This window comes from Variovorax sp. LjRoot84 (genome assembly GCF_964254305.1).
Taxonomy (GTDB): Bacteria; Pseudomonadota; Gammaproteobacteria; order Burkholderiales; family Burkholderiaceae_C; genus Variovorax.
Genome location: NZ_CAXUTE020000001.1, coordinates 1,179,019 through 1,196,013 on the forward strand (window position 1 = coordinate 1,179,019; position 16,995 = coordinate 1,196,013).

The following is a 16,995-nucleotide window of genomic DNA, read 5'->3' on the forward strand; positions in this document are numbered from 1 at the left end:
TCAGGAACCTCCTTCGTTCCAGTGCAGCTTCTTGCGCAATGTGTCGAAGTAGCTCCAGCCTTTCGGATGCAGAAAACGCACGCGGTAGTCGGAGCGGCGCACCACGACCTGGTCGCCGATGGCAAGAGAAGCCAGTGATTGCATGTCGAAATTGGCGCTCGCGTCGCGCCCGCCCACCAGCTCGATCAGGACCTCGTCGGCATCCGGCAGCAGGATTGGGCGGTTCGAGAGCGTGTGCGGCGCGATGGGCACCAGCACCCATCCCGGGACCGCGGGATGCAGCAGCGGGCCGCCGGCCGACAGCGCGTAGGCGGTGGAGCCGGTGGGCGAGGCGATGATCATTCCATCGGCGCGCTGGTTGGCAACGAAATGGCGGCCGACCGAAACACGCAGTTCCACCATGCCCGAGGTGGCGCCGCGATTGACCACCACGTCGTTCATGGCGAGCGCATCGAACACCGACACGCCGTCGCGCATCACCTGGGCGTGCATGAGGCTGCGGTGGTCTTCCTCGTATTCGCCGGCCAGCATCGGGATCAGGGTCGCCTGGTAGTTGTCGAGGGAAATGTCGGTGATGAAGCCGAGCCGGCCGCGGTTGATGCCGATCAGCGGAACGCCGTAGCACGCCAGCTGGCGCCCGATGCCGAGCATGGTTCCGTCGCCGCCGACCACCAGGCCCAGATCGCATCGCTGGCCGATCTCTTCGACAGTCAGCGCGGGGTAGCGGGTCTGGCCGCACTCGCCGTCGCGCGGCTGTTCGACAAAGACCTCGCAGCCTTGCGCTTCCAGGAAGGCGCCGATGCCCTCCATGACCTCGTCCAGCGCGCCGGCCTGCGCCCGCGCGCCCGAAGCCTGGTATTTACCTATCAGGGCGACGCGCCGAAAGCTGGATGTCATGTACAAATTACAACATTAAAATCAGTCGATGCTGGACGATCGCGCCAAGTTGCTTCTCAAGACGCTGGTCGAGCGCTATATCGCCGAGGGCCAGCCGGTGGGCTCGCGCACGCTTTCCCGGGCTTCGGGGCTGGAGCTTTCGCCTGCGACCATCCGCAACGTGATGTCCGACCTCGAAGGGCTCGGGCTGATCGCCAGTCCGCACACCTCAGCAGGCCGCATTCCGACTGCGCGCGGCTATCGGCTTTTCGTCGACACCATGCTGACTGCCCAGCGCGAGCAGTTCACGCCGCCGAGCCTCGCGCCCGACCAGCCGCAGAAGGTGATCGCGAACGCGGCGAACCTGCTGTCGAACCTGTCGCAGTTCGTCGGCGTGGTGATGGCGCCGCGCCGCGCATCCGTTTTTCGTCAGATCGAGTTCCTTCGCCTTTCCGACCGCCGCCTGCTCGTGATCATCGTGTCGCCCGACGGCGATGTGCAGAACCGGGTGATCTTCCCCGAGGTCGACTATTCGCAGTCGCAACTGGTCGAGGCATCGAACTACATCAACACGCACTTTGCGGGTCTGTCGATCGAGCAGGTGCGCGATCGGCTTCAGTCCGAGATGGAGCAATTGCGCGGCGAGATCGCTGCGTTGATGCAGGCCGCTGTCCAGGTGAGTTCCGAGGTGCTGACGGAAGCCCAGGACGAAGTCGTGATCGCGGGCGAGCGGAATCTGCTGGCCGTCACCGATTTCTCCAGCGACATGAGCCACCTGCGTCGTGCGTTCGAGCTGTTCGAGCAGAAGGCCCAACTGATGCGCCTGCTCGACGTGTCGAGCAAGGCAGACGGCGTGCGCATCTTCATCGGCGGGGAAAGCCAGGTGGTGCCCTTCGACGACCTGTCGATCGTGAGCGCGAACTACGAGGTCGACGGCGAGGTGGTGGGCACGCTTGGCGTCATCGGTCCGACGCGCATGCCCTATGAGCGCATGATCCAGATCGTCGACATCACGTCGCGGCTGGTCACCAATGCGCTGAGCCACCGCAAATAGCGGCGCCCGGCGCCCACTAGAATCCCTGATGTGCGGGCCGTTAGCTCAGCTGGTTAGAGCAGCGGACTCATAATCCGTTGGTCGATGGTTCAAGCCCATCACGGCCTACCACCACGCCTTGTCGCCCTCAGTCGCGGGCCAACTCCTTAGGCCTTTGCCTGTGTCTCGATCCGGCGACCTGGATCCAGGGCATAGAGGACCGCTTTCTCGTCCTGGCCCTTGGTGGATGCGTCCCCGAGCGGCATTTGTGCCGAGCCGTAGAGCTCGCGCTCCAGTCTTTTGGCGCGTTCGGAATACATCCGGGCCAAGGCCCCGTGATGTTCGGCAGCAGCCTGATGCTCGATACGCGCGAGATGGGCCTCTTCGAGAAGCGCCATGACTCGCCTGAGGTGGCCGTTTCGATTGGGCTGGAAAAAGCTGAACATCGGGACCTCCATCCAATAAACCAATGAAAGCCGTTTTTAGCGCCAGTCGGCCAAGTGGCGCTGTAGGTGCAGTGCCCATGTGGTTGGAATGTCATGATTTAGTTCACATTTCTGCCAAGACTTTGATGCACAACTGACTCGACGTAGACTCACAGGCGGTTGATCGACGGCTCAAGTCCAGCACGATCTACTGCTCTCTTTCTTTCGCTGCCCAGCGATGGGGTGTTGCGAGGATGCTATAATCGCAAGCTGTGCGGCTGTAGCTCAGTTGGATAGAGTACTTGGCTACGAACCAAGGGGTCGTGGGTTCAATTCCTGCCAGCCGCACCACTCTCTTAAAGGGTTAGCTCGTTAGCGCGAGCTAACCCTTTTCCTTTTTGCGTGACTCTCTGCGTGACTTTTCAGGCCACGCCTCTCGCACCTATCCGTTCACCACACGCAGGACCGTCGTCCGGTCCCGCGCCGTATTGGCCCTGTTGGCCATCTTCACGAGCCGCTCGATCGTGGCCGTCGCATAGTGCTGCGGCATGCCCTCGATCGCGTGGCCCAGCAGCAGCGCCCGGTCTTCCTCCGATACACCGGCGTCGCGCAAACGCTGCCCGAAGGTGTGCCGAAGGTCGTGCACCCGGACCCGCTCGAGGCTTGCTGTCTTCCTCGCCAACTGGAACGCCGTGTTGTTCATCGTCGCCACCGGCTGGTAGGCCATTGCCGGTGCCTGGTCGAAGTTCTTCACGCGCTCGCGCCGGTAGACGAAGACGAACTCCTCGTGCCTGCCCCGGCAAGCCTCCACGATCTTCCAGGCCACGTCGTTCAGGATCAGCACGTGAGGGCGCTTCCCCTTGAATTCCTCGGCCGGGATCACGAACACGCTGCGCTTCAGCTCTGGTATCCGCCGCTCCCACGACCAGCGCAATCGACAGATGTTGTCGTCGCGCGCGCCAGTGTTGACGGCGAAGAGGAACATTTCCCGCAGGTGACTCGGCAGCAACATCATCAGCACTGCCTGCTGCTGCCAGTTGATCGGGTACGGCTGTCGCCGCTGCTCTTTCTCGTCCAGCATCTCGATCAGCGGGCTACTGGCCAGCCACGGCTTGCCGTCCGATCGCCAGACGCGGGCCGCGCGGTTCATCACCGTGCGAACGACCTCCAGGGAACGGTTGATGGTGGAGTTCTTCACCCCGTCATCCGCCCGGTCATCCTTGAAGCCCTCCATCGTCTCGTTGCACACCTCGGAGAGGGGCATGGTGCCGATGTAGGGCAGCAAGATGGTGACGTGGTAGCTGATCGTCTCCAGCGAGCGCACACCGCGCCGCTGGCACTCGATCAGGTACTTCTGCGCAGCAGCTGCGAACAGCTGCTGATCGCCTCGTCGAAGGTCGTTTTCCCGCTGGGCGTCGATCGCGGCCTGCCTGTCCCTGAGCCACGCTTCGGCCTCGTCTTGGGAGACCTTGCCGAGCCGCTCGTAGATCCGCTCACCTCGATACAACTTGTCGATGCTCCTGCTGCCGTCGCCGGCGAGCTGGATGCCTTTCGTCCTGGTTCGCATTCAGTAGCTCCTTTCCCGCTACGACCAGGGCGCCCACGGGTTTCAATATACACATCGGTCCACGCGTCCAGCTCGACGCGGTCGAAAGCGATGCCTCGATTGCCGATTGGCACCTCTGTCAAAACCGGTCGCACTTCGGCGTCGAAGCGGTTCCGGTCCATGCCGAGATAAGCGGGTGCATCGCGGTAGCGAATGAGGCGCGGGACGATCAAGCCGCTGCCTCCACCGGCACGCCGAGGAACTGCAGGTAGCCCTTCCACTCGCGCCTGGCCAGAACGGTGCGCACCGCCGCAGCGCTGCATAGAATTGGTCGCTCACGAGGAGGTGGCGTCATGGCTCATGTACCGATGGTTGTGCGCGTTGGATTTGGTCGCGCTGGGAGCGTTGATCGTGTCGAATGGGGCACGGCTGACACCGACACGAACGGCTGGGCGAAGCAGCCAGCGGTGACTGACGTAGTGAATGTGGTCGACCTCATCTTGCATGGCACAGAGGTTTGGACTCGGCTGCCTTCCGGGGCGTCCGGCCCGAAGGCCAAGGTTGTGCCGTCCAAGGCCGGCGGCGGAGTTGAAACCATTGAGCTGGATGACGACCACCGGACGGTTCATGACTTGGCCCGCCTGTAGTGTCTTCAACGCCTCTCTCCTGAAGTCTCATCGTGGCGGCAACAACCCCCAAGTCGAAGCCCTATTCGATCTCTATTCAAAGCTCCTACAAGCCATTTCCGATGCTTTGGCACGCGTCGAAGACTCTTCGAGAGATAGCAGGCTCCGGAGTTGATGGCAGCCGATGGGTGTCGCTTGGAGCGCTGACGACACTGGCGTTCGCGATTGAGGCTTTTTGCCAGACGGAGGGCCCGTTGCTCTTCGGCGAACAATGGCTTGGCGAGCGACGCATTGAGAAAGAGCCAGTACATGAGAAGCTTCGCTTGATCGCAGCGAGCGCCGGTGTGGAAGTCAACTATGGACGAAGCCCCTGGCAGCAGATCAGGCGCGTGCTCAGGGCTCGCAACGCACTGGCACACCCGAAGCCGACCGAGAAGCAACGTCGTGGCGTTGTTCACCTGGAAGACGGCGAGCATCCCATGGACAAAGGTCTTGCGCTGGTAGCTGAGCACTGGGAAACACTTCTTGATCTGGACACTGCTACCCAGGTCGCCGGCAGCGTCGAGCAGGGCCTCAAGTTGATCTGGAAGGGCCTCGGTAAGGCGGAGTGGAAGCTCTTCGCAGATGGCGGCTCCAGCTACATGATGTCCGCTCACGTCCCTCCGGCACCTCGACGGGCAAGCAAGTCGACGAAGACTTGACTTCTCGCGCCTATCCGCACGAGCGAGATTCCCACGGCGCGCACCCTGGTTCACTGCCACGTGATGCGCCCGGCATACTGGGAGCTCTAAATGATGGAGGTGGAGATGGCATACGACGTCTGGGAGACGTGCATGTTCGTGGACATCGGGCTCAAGACAGGGGCGTGCGCATCCTGGGTTCAAGCGTGGGGCAGCATGATTGCGATCCTGATGTCTGGCGTGATCGCCTGGTGGCAGATTCGTGCGGCCAGGCTCGGCACCTTGCGAAGCCAGCGGGAACGAGCTTTCGCGTTGGTGGAGTCCACCGCCGAAGTTGCCAGATCCTTTTCGATGGAGCTGGCTTCCATCGCAGCTGCATTCGATCAGGCACCGCAGCACGAGCCCTTCAAGAAGCGGCACTGGGACCTCGAACCCTTCAGGAACATCCAACTCTCCGCCTTGGCGATCCCGCTTCACGACCTTCCAGATCCCGAGACCGTGAAGCTGATGATTGGCTTCCGGAATCTTGTCGTCACAAGTCGTTCTGCTGTGGCGAGGCTCGCGAAGTTGCTTGACGATCCGGTCGAAGTCGCTTTCACCGCGAACCCCGTTGCCTTGGGACATCTTGTGGCAGCGGCTCAGGCCAATGACCAACGGTGGCGCGATGTCGTGTTGCGGCTTGCGAGAGACCGTTAGGCTCATTGCACCGACCCCACTGCTAGGGTCAGCTCGGCGACGCAGCGCAGCGTGGCTTCCGCAAGCGCTTCGAGGCTGCCGTCATTGACGATGTCGGCGTCGGCCTTGATGCGGTGATGCTGCTCGCTCACATGCGAAGCGGTATCCGCTGGCAGCGGCGCCACCTCGTGACGATGCACGCGCACGACCTTGGCGCCCAGGCGTCGGAGCACCGTTTCCTCGACGGGGTCGCGCAGGTCGGTGATCACGACGCGCGTCCAGCCCGACCCGACATGGCGGATGATCCAGCGCTCGACGATTCGGGCGTAGTACTCCGGGTCAAAGCGGCGCTGATAGGTTGCCCAGCGTTGCAGGGCCCAGCGCGGGCTGCGCGGTTCGAACAGGCTGTCGCCTCCGTCGACGCACCAGTGCAGGAAGCCCGGCACGTTGCACATGCCGGCAGCGAGCGCCGGGACCGGCCACTCCTTCGTCGGGCGGTCGGTGAGCATGCGCTGGTCGATGTGCCAGGCCTCGGCCACCTCGCGGCGCAGCGCGTCGGCGAAGGCGATGCTGCGGAAGCCATGCTTCGGTGCCAATACGCTCGCCACGGTGTCTTTGCCGACGTTGGGATAGCCCGTCAGGGCGAGGATGAGCGCCTTGCTCGTGGCGGTTGTGCCGCTGCTGCGCGCAGGTTGGAAGAGGGCAGTTGTCATTGTTGTGCTGCTGGTTAAAAAATCATTCGTCATCGCGCTCGCCGGCGGCGGCGCGCTTTCGGTCAAAGAGGGGCAGGCCCAGAAGGGGCGGCGGTAGCGGGCGCCGCGCAGGCTGGCGGGGCGCGAAGGCGGGCACAAGGCCGGCGGCGCTCGGATGGCTGACCGCGATGCGCACCAGGCGGCTGCGGCAGGCGTCCTGCATCACCGTCTCGAAGCTGTCGGTCCAGCGGAAGCGCCGCGCCATGCGCGCGCAGGCGTCGCGCAGCTGCTGGTCGGTGGGCTCGATCGCGTGGGCCATGGCGGCTTCCTGGCGCTCAGTGCCAGCCCGGCATGTCGAGATGCCGGGCATTGGGCCCGCAGCTGCCGTGTGCTGCGCGTGCGACCTCCAACGGTTCCGGCGGCCCAGCCTGCTGCCCGGCGGCCCGACCGCACATCAGGCGCTCGGCGCACGCCACCGAATGCGAGCACAGCTCGCAAGCGCGGAAGGTGGTGCCGAGCGGCTTGACCAGCGGCACTGCATGCCCAGTGCAGGGGGGCGAGCGACGCACGACCACCATGCGCTCCGTGCCCGGCCGCGCGCGATCGACGCCGATCACTTCGCACCTCGGGCGAACAAGGGCAGCACGTTGGTGTCCAGCTCAAGGCTTTGCTGCCCGCGTGCGGCACGGCGCTCGGCCTGCGCCTGCTGGCGCTTCGCGCGCTGGAAGGTCTTCTTGATGTCGGTCTGGGCCGAGTTCCGGTAGTGGAACTTCTTGTCGTAGATGCCGCGCGACGGAAAGACGATGCTCGGGCCGCTCATGCCGCCCTCCGCACGCTGAGTAGCCGGACCAGGCCGAAGCGATCGAAAGCGATGTCTTCGGCCGCAGCGCGCGACGCCGCGAGCTGGATGTATCGATGGAAAACGCCGACGGCGTCGATCACCTGCACCGTGAATGCGTGCATGGTCAAACCTCCTTTGCAGGGCTGGTGGTGGAAAAGGGGAAGGGCGCGGGCTCGACGCGGTCGACCAGCCGGCCCACGGCGGCCTCGGCGAGCCGGCGAGCCGCCTCGGCATCGCGTGCCCGCAGCTGGATGAACAAGGCGACGGGCGCCTGGCCGGGCACGGCGTGCCGGTAGTGGCAGCGGAAGGGCCGCGAAACGGTGATGTGCATGGGAGTGGGCTCCACGGGTCAGGAGGCACGCCGCGGGCGCTCGAACACCCAGCAGTGCACGGTCTTCGGCACCTCGGTGCCCGCGTCCTCGCGGGTGCGGATGGCGCTGCTCACGGACTTGACGTCCAGGAAGCGGCGGGATTTGCTGGTGCGCAGCACCTTCTTGAGGTCGGTCAGCAGCGGGATCTGCTGGCGGTGGAGGGCCGCCTTCTCGACGAACTCGTTGAGGTTGACAGCGATCTGCTTGTCATCGCGGCTGTGGTTGAGCAGTGGCCGGTCGAAGTGCTCGCCTCGGACGTTCGTGTAGCCGAGGGCGTCGAGGTAGTCGAAGGCCTCCCAGAACTCGTGCACCAGCGGGTGGTCGGCATTGATCGACTGCTGGCGCTCACGAGCCATGGCGACGATCTGTGCCTGTACCTGGTCGAACTGCTCGTCGGTCAGCTTGACCACGCTGCGCATGGCGGCGGCCATGGCGAGCAGCTGCGCGTGGTTCTTGGCGATCCGGGGCTTGTGGACACCCTCTTGGGCGAGCAGAAAGCGAATGTATTCGTCGTGCGCGCCGGTGATGGTCTGCATCACCTCGGCTTCGCGGCGCAGCGCGGCCAGGATGAAGCCGCTCACCTGTTCGATCTCGATCTTCTCGAGGGCCTTGGCGCTCTCGTAGCTCGCCGGCGTGAACCCCCGGGTGTCGAAGGTCATGTGGCAGATCCGCTCCATGATCGCCTGCGAGGCCTGCACCTGGTTGTTCTGGCTGATGACGATCGACGCGCGAAAGGGCGGGTCGTAGGTCTCATTGCCGCCGGTCTTCACGCCGGTGGTGCGGATGCTGTTGCCGTTGTAGGCGTCCTTCAGCTCATCCCAGTCGAAGGACTTCACGTGCGCCTGGCCGCCGCTCTTGGTCTCGCGGTCGGACTCGATCAGCACGATCGGCAGGTTGCTCACCTGGGTGAAGGTGCGCAGCCGCCCGGCGGCGGTGGACTTCGAGGGATCGAAGCCCTCGTAGTCGCGCCCGAAGAGCTTCCACAGGAACTGGATCAGCGTGGTCTTGCCCGACCCCGGCTCGCCGACGATCTCGAGGAAGGGAAAGCTCTGCTGCTCGGCGCGCACCTGCTCGGCGAAGAGGCTGCCGAACCAGTACGCGAGCGCGATGTAGCCCTTCGCGCCGAAGGCCCGCCACAGGTGCTGCTGCCAGCCGCGTTCGTAGCTCTCGCGGTCGGTGTTGATCTGCAGCTGGATCGACTTCTGGAGCGACTTGATCGAGAGCTTGTTGAACTCGAAATAGTCCTCTTTGTTGGCCTCGTGGATCTGGCCTTCGCGCACCGCGACCTTGCCGAGGATGTAGGCGCCGTGAGTTGCGCTGTAGCCGATGAAGTCGACGGTCTGGACGATCTTGATGTTGTCCAGCTGGCGCTGCATCATGGTTTCGAGCTGCGCGCTGCTTCCGCTGTAGATCGCGCCCGCGGCCATGTGCAGCAGCTGCTTCTTGAACTCGCTGCTGGTGGTCAGCTGGCCGGCGGTGAAGGTGCCCTTGATGTCGGGCCCGTCGTGGGGGAACGAGATCCGGAAGTAGTACCAGGCGTCGCCGGTGATCTCGTGGCGCTGGTAGTACAGCGCCTGCGGCTTGCAGTTCGCGATCGGCTGCAGGACGCCCGATTCCTTGAGCGCCTGCGTGCGCAGGTCCTCGTCGGACATGGGCTTTGTGTGGCCCTCCGCAATGGCCTCGCGGATGCGGTCCTCGGCCTTAGCGAAGCGATCGAGATCCAGCTTGAACCAGTACAGCCGGTTGCGGTGGTCGAAATCGAAGTCGGTCTTGCTGGTGTGGCCATAGATCAGCAGGGCCTTTTCCTGCGGGGTGGCGGCCAGCAGCAGGGCGCCCTGGTAGCGGTATTCCTTGAGATGCCCTTCATCCAACCGGGCGAGCTGGTGGGCGTCGTTCCAATCGGTCTTGCCCAGAGGCTTCTGCGGGATCTGGGCGGCCTCGCAGGTCCACCCAGCCTCGCGCGCGCGGCGCACATGCTTGAGCGTGAAGTCGCGGCCGGCGGCGTCGCCATCGAGCGCCCACACCAGCACGGGCATGTCGACGGCACCGTCTTGGGCATCAATCTGCGCCTTAAGGCTCGCGAGGGCCTTCTCGGGGTAGTTGTTGCAGCTCAGCAGCGCGACGGCGGCAACGTCGTGGTGCGCGAGCGCGATGGCGTCGAAGATGCCCTCGACGAGCCAGAGCTCCGCCGGCGGCGGCTGCTTCGCCAGGCGGTCCGGGTTGCCGGTGCCGGCGGCGCGCATGGCCTTCTGCAGCGCCTCCGAGAGAACGGTCTCGGGCGTGGCGTTGGCCGGCGCCTCGAACGACAGCGTGGGGAGCGACCACCAGGTGCCCGCGTAGGTGCCGCCGGCCTTGAAGTTCGCCTTCTTCTTTCCGAAGCGGTGGGGCTTGTCGATGATGCGTTCCCACCACGTGTCGGTGAGCTGAAAGCGCACGGTCGCGCTACCTGCACCGCGCCCCTGGTCGGCGCGCGGGTCGAAGTAGCTCTCCTGGGTGAACGTGCCCTTGATCAGCTCGAGGTCGAAGCCGCGGCCGATCCGCAGATAGGCCTCCGCCGCGGCATGCGGGTTCTGCTCGGCCGCGGGCTTGGCCAGCTCTGGCTGCTGGAAGCGCTCGCTCCAGCTCTCGAACAGGTCGGGGTACAGCTCCTTGGCATGTGCCTCACGGCCGCAGTTGTTCGATCGCTCGCACTTCACCACCCACGGGCTGGCGGCATAGGTCCACATGGACTTCTTGCCGCAGCTGGGGCAGATGCCTCGTCGCAGGAACTTGCCATCCGGCGAAACCTTGAAGTCGTAGTCGCGCTTCAGGCTCTCGGCGATTTCATCGAGAAGATCGGGCATCCTGCTCAACGGCCTCGCTGGGTCTGGGCGTCAAGCGCAGAGCGCACGGTCTCGGCCGTGTTGGCTGCATGGATCAGGTTCGCGGCAAAGGCGCGGGCATCGGTGGGCGTGAGGTGATAGAAGCCGTCGACGGGCGCCGTCGATGCACAGAGCAGGACATGGGGCGCCTGGCTCCTGTCCCTGTTGAAGTAGGAGTACACGTCGATCGACGGGCCCGGCACCGGAGTGGGATCGCCATGCGGCCTGTGATAAACGCCCTGGCCGTGGGCCTGCCAGTGGTTGCCGCTGGGGAAGAACAGGCGCGGTGGGATGCGGGAGAGGGACATGGCTCAGACGGGAAACAAGACGGTGAGGCCGGCGGCGGCGAGCGCGCATGCCGCGGCGAATGCAGAGGTCGCCAAGGCCAGGCCAAGGAGGGCGAAGGCGCGCGGCGCGATCACGCGGGAACTCCTACTGCCGCGGCAGGCGACGAGTCGGGCGCGGGAATCGCGAGCTCAAGTGGCTTGTCGACGTTGATGTGCAACCGCAGTCGGCCCTTGCCGACGACGACCGAAGAGAAGCTGCCGTGTTCGTTTCGCTCCACCTCATTGAAACCCTGGCCCAAGAGCAGGTCGAGCAGCCGCTGGTGGTTCAGAGAGCAGAAGATCCCGCAGGTCAGCCGCAGGGCCTTGTCGCCATAGTTGGATTCCAGGTCCCGCAGCCACAGGGTCAAGCCTGCGGCGCGGATGGCGGGCATGTAGGCGTCCAGCATCGCCAGCCGGGCCTCCATGCTCTTGATCTCCTTGATGCGCCGGGCATGGCGGGACTGCTCCTGCTGCATGCAGGCCTCGAAGAGCGTGGCGGGTTGGGGGGCGGCTTTCTTCATGGTCAGGAACCTCCGGGGTGAGCACATCCCGCAGTGCCTCCGAACAGGCACCGCAGGGTGGGGGGTGAAAAGGAAAGGGAGCGGAGCGCTCTGGCGGCTATGAGGGGCCGTCAGGCACCGCGGGCGCGAAGAGGTCCCGCGTGGTCGGGGGCGTCAGCATCGGCTTGTGCTCGACCGAGTCGCCCGAGCGGATCTGATGGGCGAGCACGTCGCGCCGAATGTGCGACGACAGCGGCAGGACCACCGTCGGATCGGGCGTCGAAGAAGGCGACAGCGTCAGGTCGGCCTCAGTGGACGCACGCCAGGTGTGGCCGCACTCGAAATTGCCGCACCTCACGTAGTGATGCGAGACGGTCGGGGACAGCACCTTCAGGGCCACGATCGTGCCCAGGTGCGAGCAGTGAGGGCAGCGCAGTCTCATTGCGGCACCACCGGCGCGACCTGCCGGTCGACAAGGTAGAGCGCGCGACCGCGCCCCGTAGATGTGCGCGCGGCGCGGCGCAGTCGCGCCTTCACCAGCCATTCGGCTGCGGCCTCGAGCGATGGCAGACCGCGCTGCTGCTGCACGCGCTCGATCAGCGTGCAGTCCGCGTCGGTCAGTGTGATGGTGTGCTCGGGCATCTTTTCGGCTGACGTTTTTGCGCTCTTGTGCTGCTCGTTGCGGCCTTCGTTCAAGCCGCCCGGCGGTCCAAACTCGGTTCATGAGTCAACGCCACAACCTGCTGCGCCTCCCGCATCACCAGCTCGCGCAGCAGCGTCGAGAGCTGCTCGCCCTGGTAGTTCGCCAGGGCAAGCACCAGGCCGTGCTCGTAGTCGTCCAGGCGCAGGGTGAGCCGGTTGCTGCGCACTCGCTTGGGGTCGGGGTAGGTCATGGTCTTTCCGGAGAGAGGAACGTGACGGATCAAGCCGCAAGCGGCTTCTTCGTGCGCTCGCAGTCTGCGAGGCCGCGCAAGAGCGCCAGGCGAGCGACGGAGGCAAGAGAGCGCTGTTCGCGCGCGGCGACCTTCTTGACCTGCTCGAGTTCCGCAGGCAAAAGGCGAAGAGCGATCGGCTTGTTGCTGACAGCGCCGTTAGGTGCGCGACGCGAAATCTTCGAAGCGGGCTTCATGGCGGCTATGCTTGTGAAACAGAAAAATGCACACTGGGGCGCATGGTAGAGCAGAAATCTGCTTATTGCAAGAGGAATGGAAGAAGAAATTCGCGTATCAATCGGCGCCCGTCTCAGAGAAGAACGGGAGAGGCTGAACTTGTCTCAGGATGCGTTCGCCAAACTTGGTGAGGCGTCGCTGCGCGCCGAGCAGGATTGGGAGCGCGGCGTATCTGCGCCTAAGGCGGATTTCTTGGCGGTGGCTGCTGCAAAAGGCGTGGACGTGCTCTACGTGCTAACCGGGCAACGAACGCCTCGAGCGGCGGAATCTCTCACTCCTGAACAGGCTGCGTTGGTAGACAACTACAACCACGCCGACGACGAAGGGAGGGCCGCCGCCCGGAGGGTACTTTCTTCGCTCGCGCAACAGAAGGCGGCGTGAGCTCTCTGGGTGGACGCGCGTCCTGCTTTGGCTGGCGCAAGGGCTGGTCCACTCCAGACAGGAAGATTTCCTTCAACGAATCGCTCGAGGCGCTCGGGCCGCGGCGAGTGTTTTCGCACGCCTCTAATGCAGGGCGTTCTGGGGGCAAGTTAGCGGGCCGGCCTATGGGCCTATGCAGCTTAGAGTTTCTTGCGCTGTACTTCCGTCAGCACCGCAGCCCCTTCACGAAGCGCTTTCACTTGTTGCGCCGCTTCTTGTTGCGCGGGACCGTCCGCAAGGGCTAGTTCCATCTCTTTTTGAAGAATGCGGTTGCATATGGTGCGCAGCCGTTGGTATTGTCCGCGCTCGTTCTCCTTGAATGCGCCTAGCCCGCGGTGCACGATCTTCGAGCGCACCTTGTAAATGTTCTTGAACTCCGCAGCGAGAGATTCACGCTCCTTAGCGCTGCTAGCGATTAGGTAGGCGCAGCGTGCGGCAAGCATGCCTATTACGCCCTCGCCACCGTCTTCCGTGCCGAGCAGGACTTCGGCACAGATGGCCAATTGCATGAAGCCCATCACGGCGTCGCGATTGGCTCGGCTGTCAAAGAGCCATCGCCCCGCGAGCATCAGCTGCGGCGCGCCCTCGTCCATGTCCAAGATATGGACGATGCTGCGCAGTTTCTGCACGACACGGCGTCTGCCCCTTGCATGCAAACGAATGCGGCGGAAAAGATCCCCCGCGCTGTCATCGACGGTGTCATCCGGCAGCGCTGTGAAGCCCTTCGCGCTGCGCTCGAACATGGTCATCTTCACGGGCCCTAAGGTGAGAGCATCCCAGCCGGCCTCGAGAAGCTCGATGCCCAGGCCCAAGCCGACGAACGCCTTAAACAGCGTGGTAAAGCGGTCGAGGGGCTGCGCTGGGTAGTAGGAATCGATGTACCCCTTGAGCTTCACGTATAGGAAGCTCTTGGTCCCTTCGGGCGGCGCGCGATCAAAGAGTTCGGACGACACTTCTGGTTGCTGCGTTGGCGGCCATGCGGCACCGAGCAACCCCAATCGTGGGGGCTGCGCCGATGGAGCTTCGATGGGCCGATCTGGAAAGCCCACGACCTTCTCATGCCATGTGCCGAGCACCGCTAGTTGGCGTCCGATGATGGGCTCGGCGCTGCTTCGATACAGCTCGCGAGTTAGGCTTTGCGGCAGATCGATAGACACCAGATACTCACGCGGCATTGCTGCCAGCATGTCCACGAAGCGCGTCGCAAGGCTTTCGACGTCCTTGTACTGATCCAATTCGCACAGCCGTGTCTTGCCGATCTTTTCAGTCGTGGCTATCGCCCGCAGATCCTCTGTCAGCATGCCCAGCAACAGGGGCATTAGCGGTCGTTCGCCCAGATAATTGTCGATCTGCGCCTTCAGCGCGTTGGGCGCTCCGCGCAGAGCCGCAGAGAACTGTTTGTCAATATCAAAGGCAGTCCGCACGTCGAGGCGCCCAGTCTCGGCCAGCCCGAGTGTGGGCAGCAGGGTGCGCAGCGTCCCCGTCAATTTGTCTCGAAGGCGTCCGTCCAGCTCCATAGGGTCATGTCCTCGTGTAAAAGCCCGCAGGGCAAACCGCCATGCGACGGCACGTGATGCCGGAATGTAGCGCCCTGAGTGCGGCCTGCACGCCCCACCAGCGACAGCACGTATAAACGGTGAAGGGGCGGCACATGTTCCGCACCGATCTAGAACGAGGGCGTAGACCATGGAAGAGGAACTCAAGTTGCCGCCCCTGCTGGCCGGCGTCCACGCGGGCGATGTCAGGTGGAAGCGCGTCGAGAAGATCGACCATGCGTTGCTAGGCTATTTCTTGTCGTGCCATCTCATCATCGAGCACTACATGAACGAGTTTCTGAAGACGCACTACCCGGGCCTCGACTGGGATGCTGCGCGGCCGAGCTTTGCTCAGCAGGTGGCGCTGCTGAGCAACATCGGCTTGCCCGAGCAGTTTGATTGCATTCCGGCCATCAAACACCTCAATGCCGTGCGCAACAAGCTGAGTCATCAGGTCGACTACCGAATCGACGCGCAGGCCCTGCTTCCGTTGATGCACTACTTGGAAAAGGCGTCGACAGTGAAGTTTCCCTCGCCCTCGCCAAAGGAAATCCTTCAGGGCTTCACTTCGATCTGCTGCGCGACCTTCGCGGGCAACATCTCGCGCACGGCCAGAGCGACGGGGCAGTCGCGTGGATAAGGAGTTGCCGAAAAAACCGGGGAATGGCTCAATGAGGGACGAACTGGGCACCACTGGCGCTGTGGTCGGCATGGTTGTGTTGACCTCCCTATTCGGGGGCCTCGCGCTGGCTATCTATCCAGGCTGGGCCGCCATCGGGGCCTGGCTCGACCGCGTCGACGCGCCCGCTTGGGTGCAGGCGGTGGGCTCCATCGCTGCGATCTTCGCCGCTGTCCTCATCTCTGTGTTTCAGCAGCGGCGCCAGGAGCGCATACGCAGGCAGGAATTACTCGACATCGAGCGGACGCGGCTGCAGGCGCTGCTCGTAGAGCTGAGTGAGATGGAGTACACGATCATGATGGCCGCCTCCAGCTACGACGGCTTTCTACCCACGCGCGACGTGCTGCTCAATGCGCTAAGGAATAGCCTGCAACGCGCCCAGCGTTATCACTTGTTCGACTTTCCGCGCTCGGAGCTGGTGCAGCCCTTCGCGGAGCTGACCTCGGCCATCAAGGTGATCATCGATACGCTCGATCCGCCGGAACGTGACATGCCACCAATGCACCCGGACAATGCCTACGATTTTGTGAATGAAAAGTGGCACGCAGCCGAGCGCGCGGTACTCTTGTGTAGGCGGCTGCTGGGCGAGGATGTGAGCGCAGAGGAGGCAAGGCAAAAGGCCTTCGTCACTATCTATTCCAAACCCATGCGATAGACCAGTATTGCCGAGAGAGGTCTTTCAGGCCACTGCTGCCTGGGCTATTCCTGAATCGCAATCGGCTCTTCGGCGGCTCCGCCAGCCGTCTCCAACTCGACGCGCGTCGTGAACCCGCCATCCGATGCCATGCTGTGGCACACCTTGATGGTCAGCCACTCGGTGTCGTCGATCTGCGGCTTCCATCCGCGCACGCGGACAGGCGACTGCGGCGCAAGCATCGGCTGCCCGAGCGCCAACGTCAGCTCGAAGGTCGCCGCACCTCGCTGGATGCGTCGCCATTCCGCTTGCGCGGCCGCGCGTGCATCGGCCTCGTTGGCGAAGCTCTCTTTCAGCCGCTTTGCATTGCCGCTGCGCCCGATCAGTACGCCGCGGCGCTTCGCCTGCTTCGGGTCGTGCCAGTAGGCGCGCACGCCGCTGTAGGCGTCGCGGTCGCTCGTGTGGTAGCGATGGTTGTCGCCATCCGCCCGAGTGATTTCCACCACCGGCAGGCTCTCGCCGGTTGAGGTGGTGGTGCCCATGATGGGCAAGAACAGGAGCCGCTCGTGCTTGATCGTGGCCACGGCATCGTGCAGCCTGGCCAGACGCGTGACAAAGTTGAGGTCGCTCTCGTTCGTCTGGTCGATATGCTGGATCTGGCGTGCGCCGAGCGCCGCATCCACCCGCGCCGTCAGCCGATGCCGCATGGCGATCTGCCGCAGGATCTCGCCCAGCGTGGTGCCGTGAAAGCTTCGCTCGACGCGCGTGCGCAGCGCCTGCCGCATCTCGGCGCTGCGCGCGCGAATGGTGACCTGGTCGGGCGTGCCGCTGTGCTCGGCCTCGTCGACGATGAACGTGCCCTTGTCGACCAGGTCGGTACCGCCCCAGCCAATCGCGAGTTGCAGCTCCCGGCCCTTGCCGGGAATCTCAAGGGCGCCATCGTGATCGGTCAGCGAAATGTCGAGCTGGTCTGCCTCCTCGCCGCGGCACTCGGTCAGGGTCAGGCTGATGAGGCGCGCGTCGACTGCGGGCGTGATGTCACGGTCCCCGATCTTCAGGCGGTAGGTGGGCGCTGGGTGCGCCGGACGCTGGTCTCCGGTCGCCAC

General features: G+C 64.1%; 24 protein-coding genes and 2 tRNA genes. 8 read left to right on the forward strand and 18 right to left on the reverse strand.

Annotated elements, in window-relative coordinates; genetic code table 11:
• Positions 1-897, reverse strand: a complete 897-nt coding sequence (locus ACSQ9I_RS05930; RefSeq protein ID WP_093109022.1) for an NAD kinase — start codon at positions 895-897, stop codon at positions 1-3.
• 28 nt (positions 898-925) lie between these two features.
• On the opposite strand from ACSQ9I_RS05930, the gene hrcA reads away from it, so the two are divergent.
• Both hrcA and ACSQ9I_RS05940 read left to right on the forward strand, forming a co-directional pair.
• Entirely contained in the window at positions 926-1,930 is a 1,005-nt protein-coding gene (hrcA, locus tag ACSQ9I_RS05935) for a heat-inducible transcriptional repressor HrcA (RefSeq protein ID WP_093109021.1), read from the forward strand.
• Positions 1,931-1,964: 34 nt separating this feature from the next.
• A tRNA-Ile gene (locus ACSQ9I_RS05940) sits at positions 1,965-2,041 on the forward strand.
• Between the two features lie 35 nt (positions 2,042-2,076).
• Here ACSQ9I_RS05940 and ACSQ9I_RS05945 read toward each other — a convergent pair.
• A complete protein-coding gene (locus tag ACSQ9I_RS05945; protein WP_093109020.1) occupies positions 2,077-2,355 on the reverse strand; it encodes a hypothetical protein in 279 nt (92 codons plus the stop codon).
• 253 nt (positions 2,356-2,608) lie between these two features.
• On the opposite strand from ACSQ9I_RS05945, the gene ACSQ9I_RS05950 reads away from it, so the two are divergent.
• Positions 2,609-2,685: transfer RNA gene (locus ACSQ9I_RS05950), tRNA-Arg, on the forward strand.
• A gap of 91 nt (positions 2,686-2,776) precedes the next feature.
• Here the strand turns inward: ACSQ9I_RS05950 and ACSQ9I_RS05955 are convergent.
• Together ACSQ9I_RS05955 and ACSQ9I_RS05960 are read right to left on the reverse strand one after the other, a co-directional pair.
• Positions 2,777-3,901, reverse strand: a complete 1,125-nt coding sequence (locus ACSQ9I_RS05955; protein ID WP_436312543.1) for a tyrosine-type recombinase/integrase — start codon at positions 3,899-3,901, stop codon at positions 2,777-2,779.
• A 314-nt stretch (positions 3,902-4,215) separates the two neighbouring features.
• A complete protein-coding gene (locus tag ACSQ9I_RS05960; RefSeq protein ID WP_436312544.1) occupies positions 4,216-4,536 on the reverse strand; it encodes a hypothetical protein in 321 nt (106 codons plus the stop codon).
• 23 nt (positions 4,537-4,559) lie between these two features.
• On the opposite strand from ACSQ9I_RS05960, the gene ACSQ9I_RS05965 reads away from it, so the two are divergent.
• Entirely contained in the window at positions 4,560-5,207 is a 648-nt protein-coding gene (locus ACSQ9I_RS05965; protein ID WP_436312545.1) for a hypothetical protein, read from the forward strand.
• Between the two features lie 105 nt (positions 5,208-5,312).
• Positions 5,313-5,882 carry a hypothetical protein gene (locus tag ACSQ9I_RS05970; protein ID WP_436312546.1) on the forward strand — a complete coding sequence of 190 codons (570 nt, stop codon included), beginning with the start codon at positions 5,313-5,315 and terminating at the stop codon, positions 5,880-5,882.
• Positions 5,883-5,884: 2 nt separating this feature from the next.
• Here ACSQ9I_RS05970 and ACSQ9I_RS05975 read toward each other — a convergent pair whose 3' ends face one another.
• From ACSQ9I_RS05975 to ACSQ9I_RS06030, 12 genes are all read right to left on the reverse strand, one after another.
• Positions 5,885-6,607 (reverse strand): hypothetical protein, encoded by a 723-nt coding sequence (locus tag ACSQ9I_RS05975; RefSeq protein WP_436312547.1) that lies wholly within the window; start codon positions 6,605-6,607, stop codon positions 5,885-5,887.
• Positions 6,597-6,872: a hypothetical protein gene (locus ACSQ9I_RS05980; RefSeq protein WP_436312548.1), complete on the reverse strand. Its 276-nt coding sequence runs from the start codon at positions 6,870-6,872 to the stop codon at positions 6,597-6,599. The genes ACSQ9I_RS05975 and ACSQ9I_RS05980 overlap by 11 nt, the downstream gene beginning before the upstream one ends.
• 294 nt (positions 6,873-7,166) lie before the next feature.
• The gene (locus ACSQ9I_RS05985) at positions 7,167-7,373 is read right to left on the reverse strand and encodes a hypothetical protein (protein ID WP_436312549.1); all 207 of its coding nucleotides are present in this window, start codon (positions 7,371-7,373) and stop codon (positions 7,167-7,169) included.
• Entirely contained in the window at positions 7,370-7,516 is a 147-nt protein-coding gene (locus ACSQ9I_RS05990) for a hypothetical protein (RefSeq protein WP_436312550.1), read from the reverse strand. Before ACSQ9I_RS05990 ends, ACSQ9I_RS05985 begins: the two co-directional genes overlap by 4 nt.
• Before the next feature lie 2 nt (positions 7,517-7,518).
• Positions 7,519-7,725, reverse strand: coding sequence for a hypothetical protein (locus tag ACSQ9I_RS05995; RefSeq protein WP_436312551.1), 207 nt, complete (start codon positions 7,723-7,725; stop codon positions 7,519-7,521).
• 18 nt (positions 7,726-7,743) lie between these two features.
• Entirely contained in the window at positions 7,744-10,608 is a 2,865-nt protein-coding gene (locus ACSQ9I_RS06000; RefSeq protein WP_436312552.1) for a toprim domain-containing protein, read from the reverse strand.
• 5 nt (positions 10,609-10,613) lie between these two features.
• A complete protein-coding gene (locus ACSQ9I_RS06005) occupies positions 10,614-10,934 on the reverse strand; it encodes a hypothetical protein (RefSeq protein ID WP_436312553.1) in 321 nt (106 codons plus the stop codon).
• Between the two features lie 110 nt (positions 10,935-11,044).
• Positions 11,045-11,473, reverse strand: a complete 429-nt coding sequence (locus tag ACSQ9I_RS06010) for a hypothetical protein (RefSeq protein ID WP_436312554.1) — start codon at positions 11,471-11,473, stop codon at positions 11,045-11,047.
• Between the two features lie 97 nt (positions 11,474-11,570).
• Positions 11,571-11,894: an ogr/Delta-like zinc finger family protein gene (locus ACSQ9I_RS06015; protein ID WP_436312555.1), complete on the reverse strand. Its 324-nt coding sequence runs from the start codon at positions 11,892-11,894 to the stop codon at positions 11,571-11,573.
• Positions 11,891-12,094 carry a hypothetical protein gene (locus tag ACSQ9I_RS06020; RefSeq protein ID WP_436312556.1) on the reverse strand — a complete coding sequence of 68 codons (204 nt, stop codon included), beginning with the start codon at positions 12,092-12,094 and terminating at the stop codon, positions 11,891-11,893. The genes ACSQ9I_RS06015 and ACSQ9I_RS06020 overlap by 4 nt, the downstream gene beginning before the upstream one ends.
• A 50-nt stretch (positions 12,095-12,144) precedes the next feature.
• Complete coding sequence (locus ACSQ9I_RS06025; RefSeq protein WP_436312557.1) at positions 12,145-12,345, reverse strand: hypothetical protein; 201 nt, start codon at positions 12,343-12,345, stop codon at positions 12,145-12,147.
• 29 nt (positions 12,346-12,374) lie between these two features.
• Positions 12,375-12,581: a hypothetical protein gene (locus ACSQ9I_RS06030; RefSeq protein ID WP_436312558.1), complete on the reverse strand. Its 207-nt coding sequence runs from the start codon at positions 12,579-12,581 to the stop codon at positions 12,375-12,377.
• A gap of 76 nt (positions 12,582-12,657) precedes the next feature.
• Between ACSQ9I_RS06030 and ACSQ9I_RS06035 the strand changes: the two genes are divergently transcribed.
• A complete protein-coding gene (locus tag ACSQ9I_RS06035) occupies positions 12,658-13,002 on the forward strand; it encodes a helix-turn-helix domain-containing protein (protein WP_436312559.1) in 345 nt (114 codons plus the stop codon).
• Between the two features lie 179 nt (positions 13,003-13,181).
• Here ACSQ9I_RS06035 and ACSQ9I_RS06040 read toward each other — a convergent pair whose 3' ends face one another.
• Positions 13,182-14,558, reverse strand: coding sequence for a hypothetical protein (locus ACSQ9I_RS06040; protein ID WP_436312560.1), 1,377 nt, complete (start codon positions 14,556-14,558; stop codon positions 13,182-13,184).
• A gap of 169 nt (positions 14,559-14,727) precedes the next feature.
• Here ACSQ9I_RS06040 and ACSQ9I_RS06045 point away from each other — a divergent pair, with 169 nt between their 5' ends.
• Together ACSQ9I_RS06045 and ACSQ9I_RS06050 are read left to right on the forward strand one after the other, a co-directional pair.
• Complete coding sequence (locus ACSQ9I_RS06045) at positions 14,728-15,216, forward strand: hypothetical protein (protein ID WP_436312561.1); 489 nt, start codon at positions 14,728-14,730, stop codon at positions 15,214-15,216.
• 31 nt (positions 15,217-15,247) lie between these two features.
• On the forward strand, positions 15,248-15,910 hold the full coding sequence (locus tag ACSQ9I_RS06050; protein WP_436312562.1) for a hypothetical protein: 663 nt from the start codon (positions 15,248-15,250) through the stop codon (positions 15,908-15,910).
• 44 nt (positions 15,911-15,954) lie between these two features.
• Here ACSQ9I_RS06050 and ACSQ9I_RS06055 read toward each other — a convergent pair whose 3' ends face one another.
• Complete coding sequence (locus ACSQ9I_RS06055; RefSeq protein WP_436312563.1) at positions 15,955-16,995, reverse strand: phage late control D family protein; 1,041 nt, start codon at positions 16,993-16,995, stop codon at positions 15,955-15,957.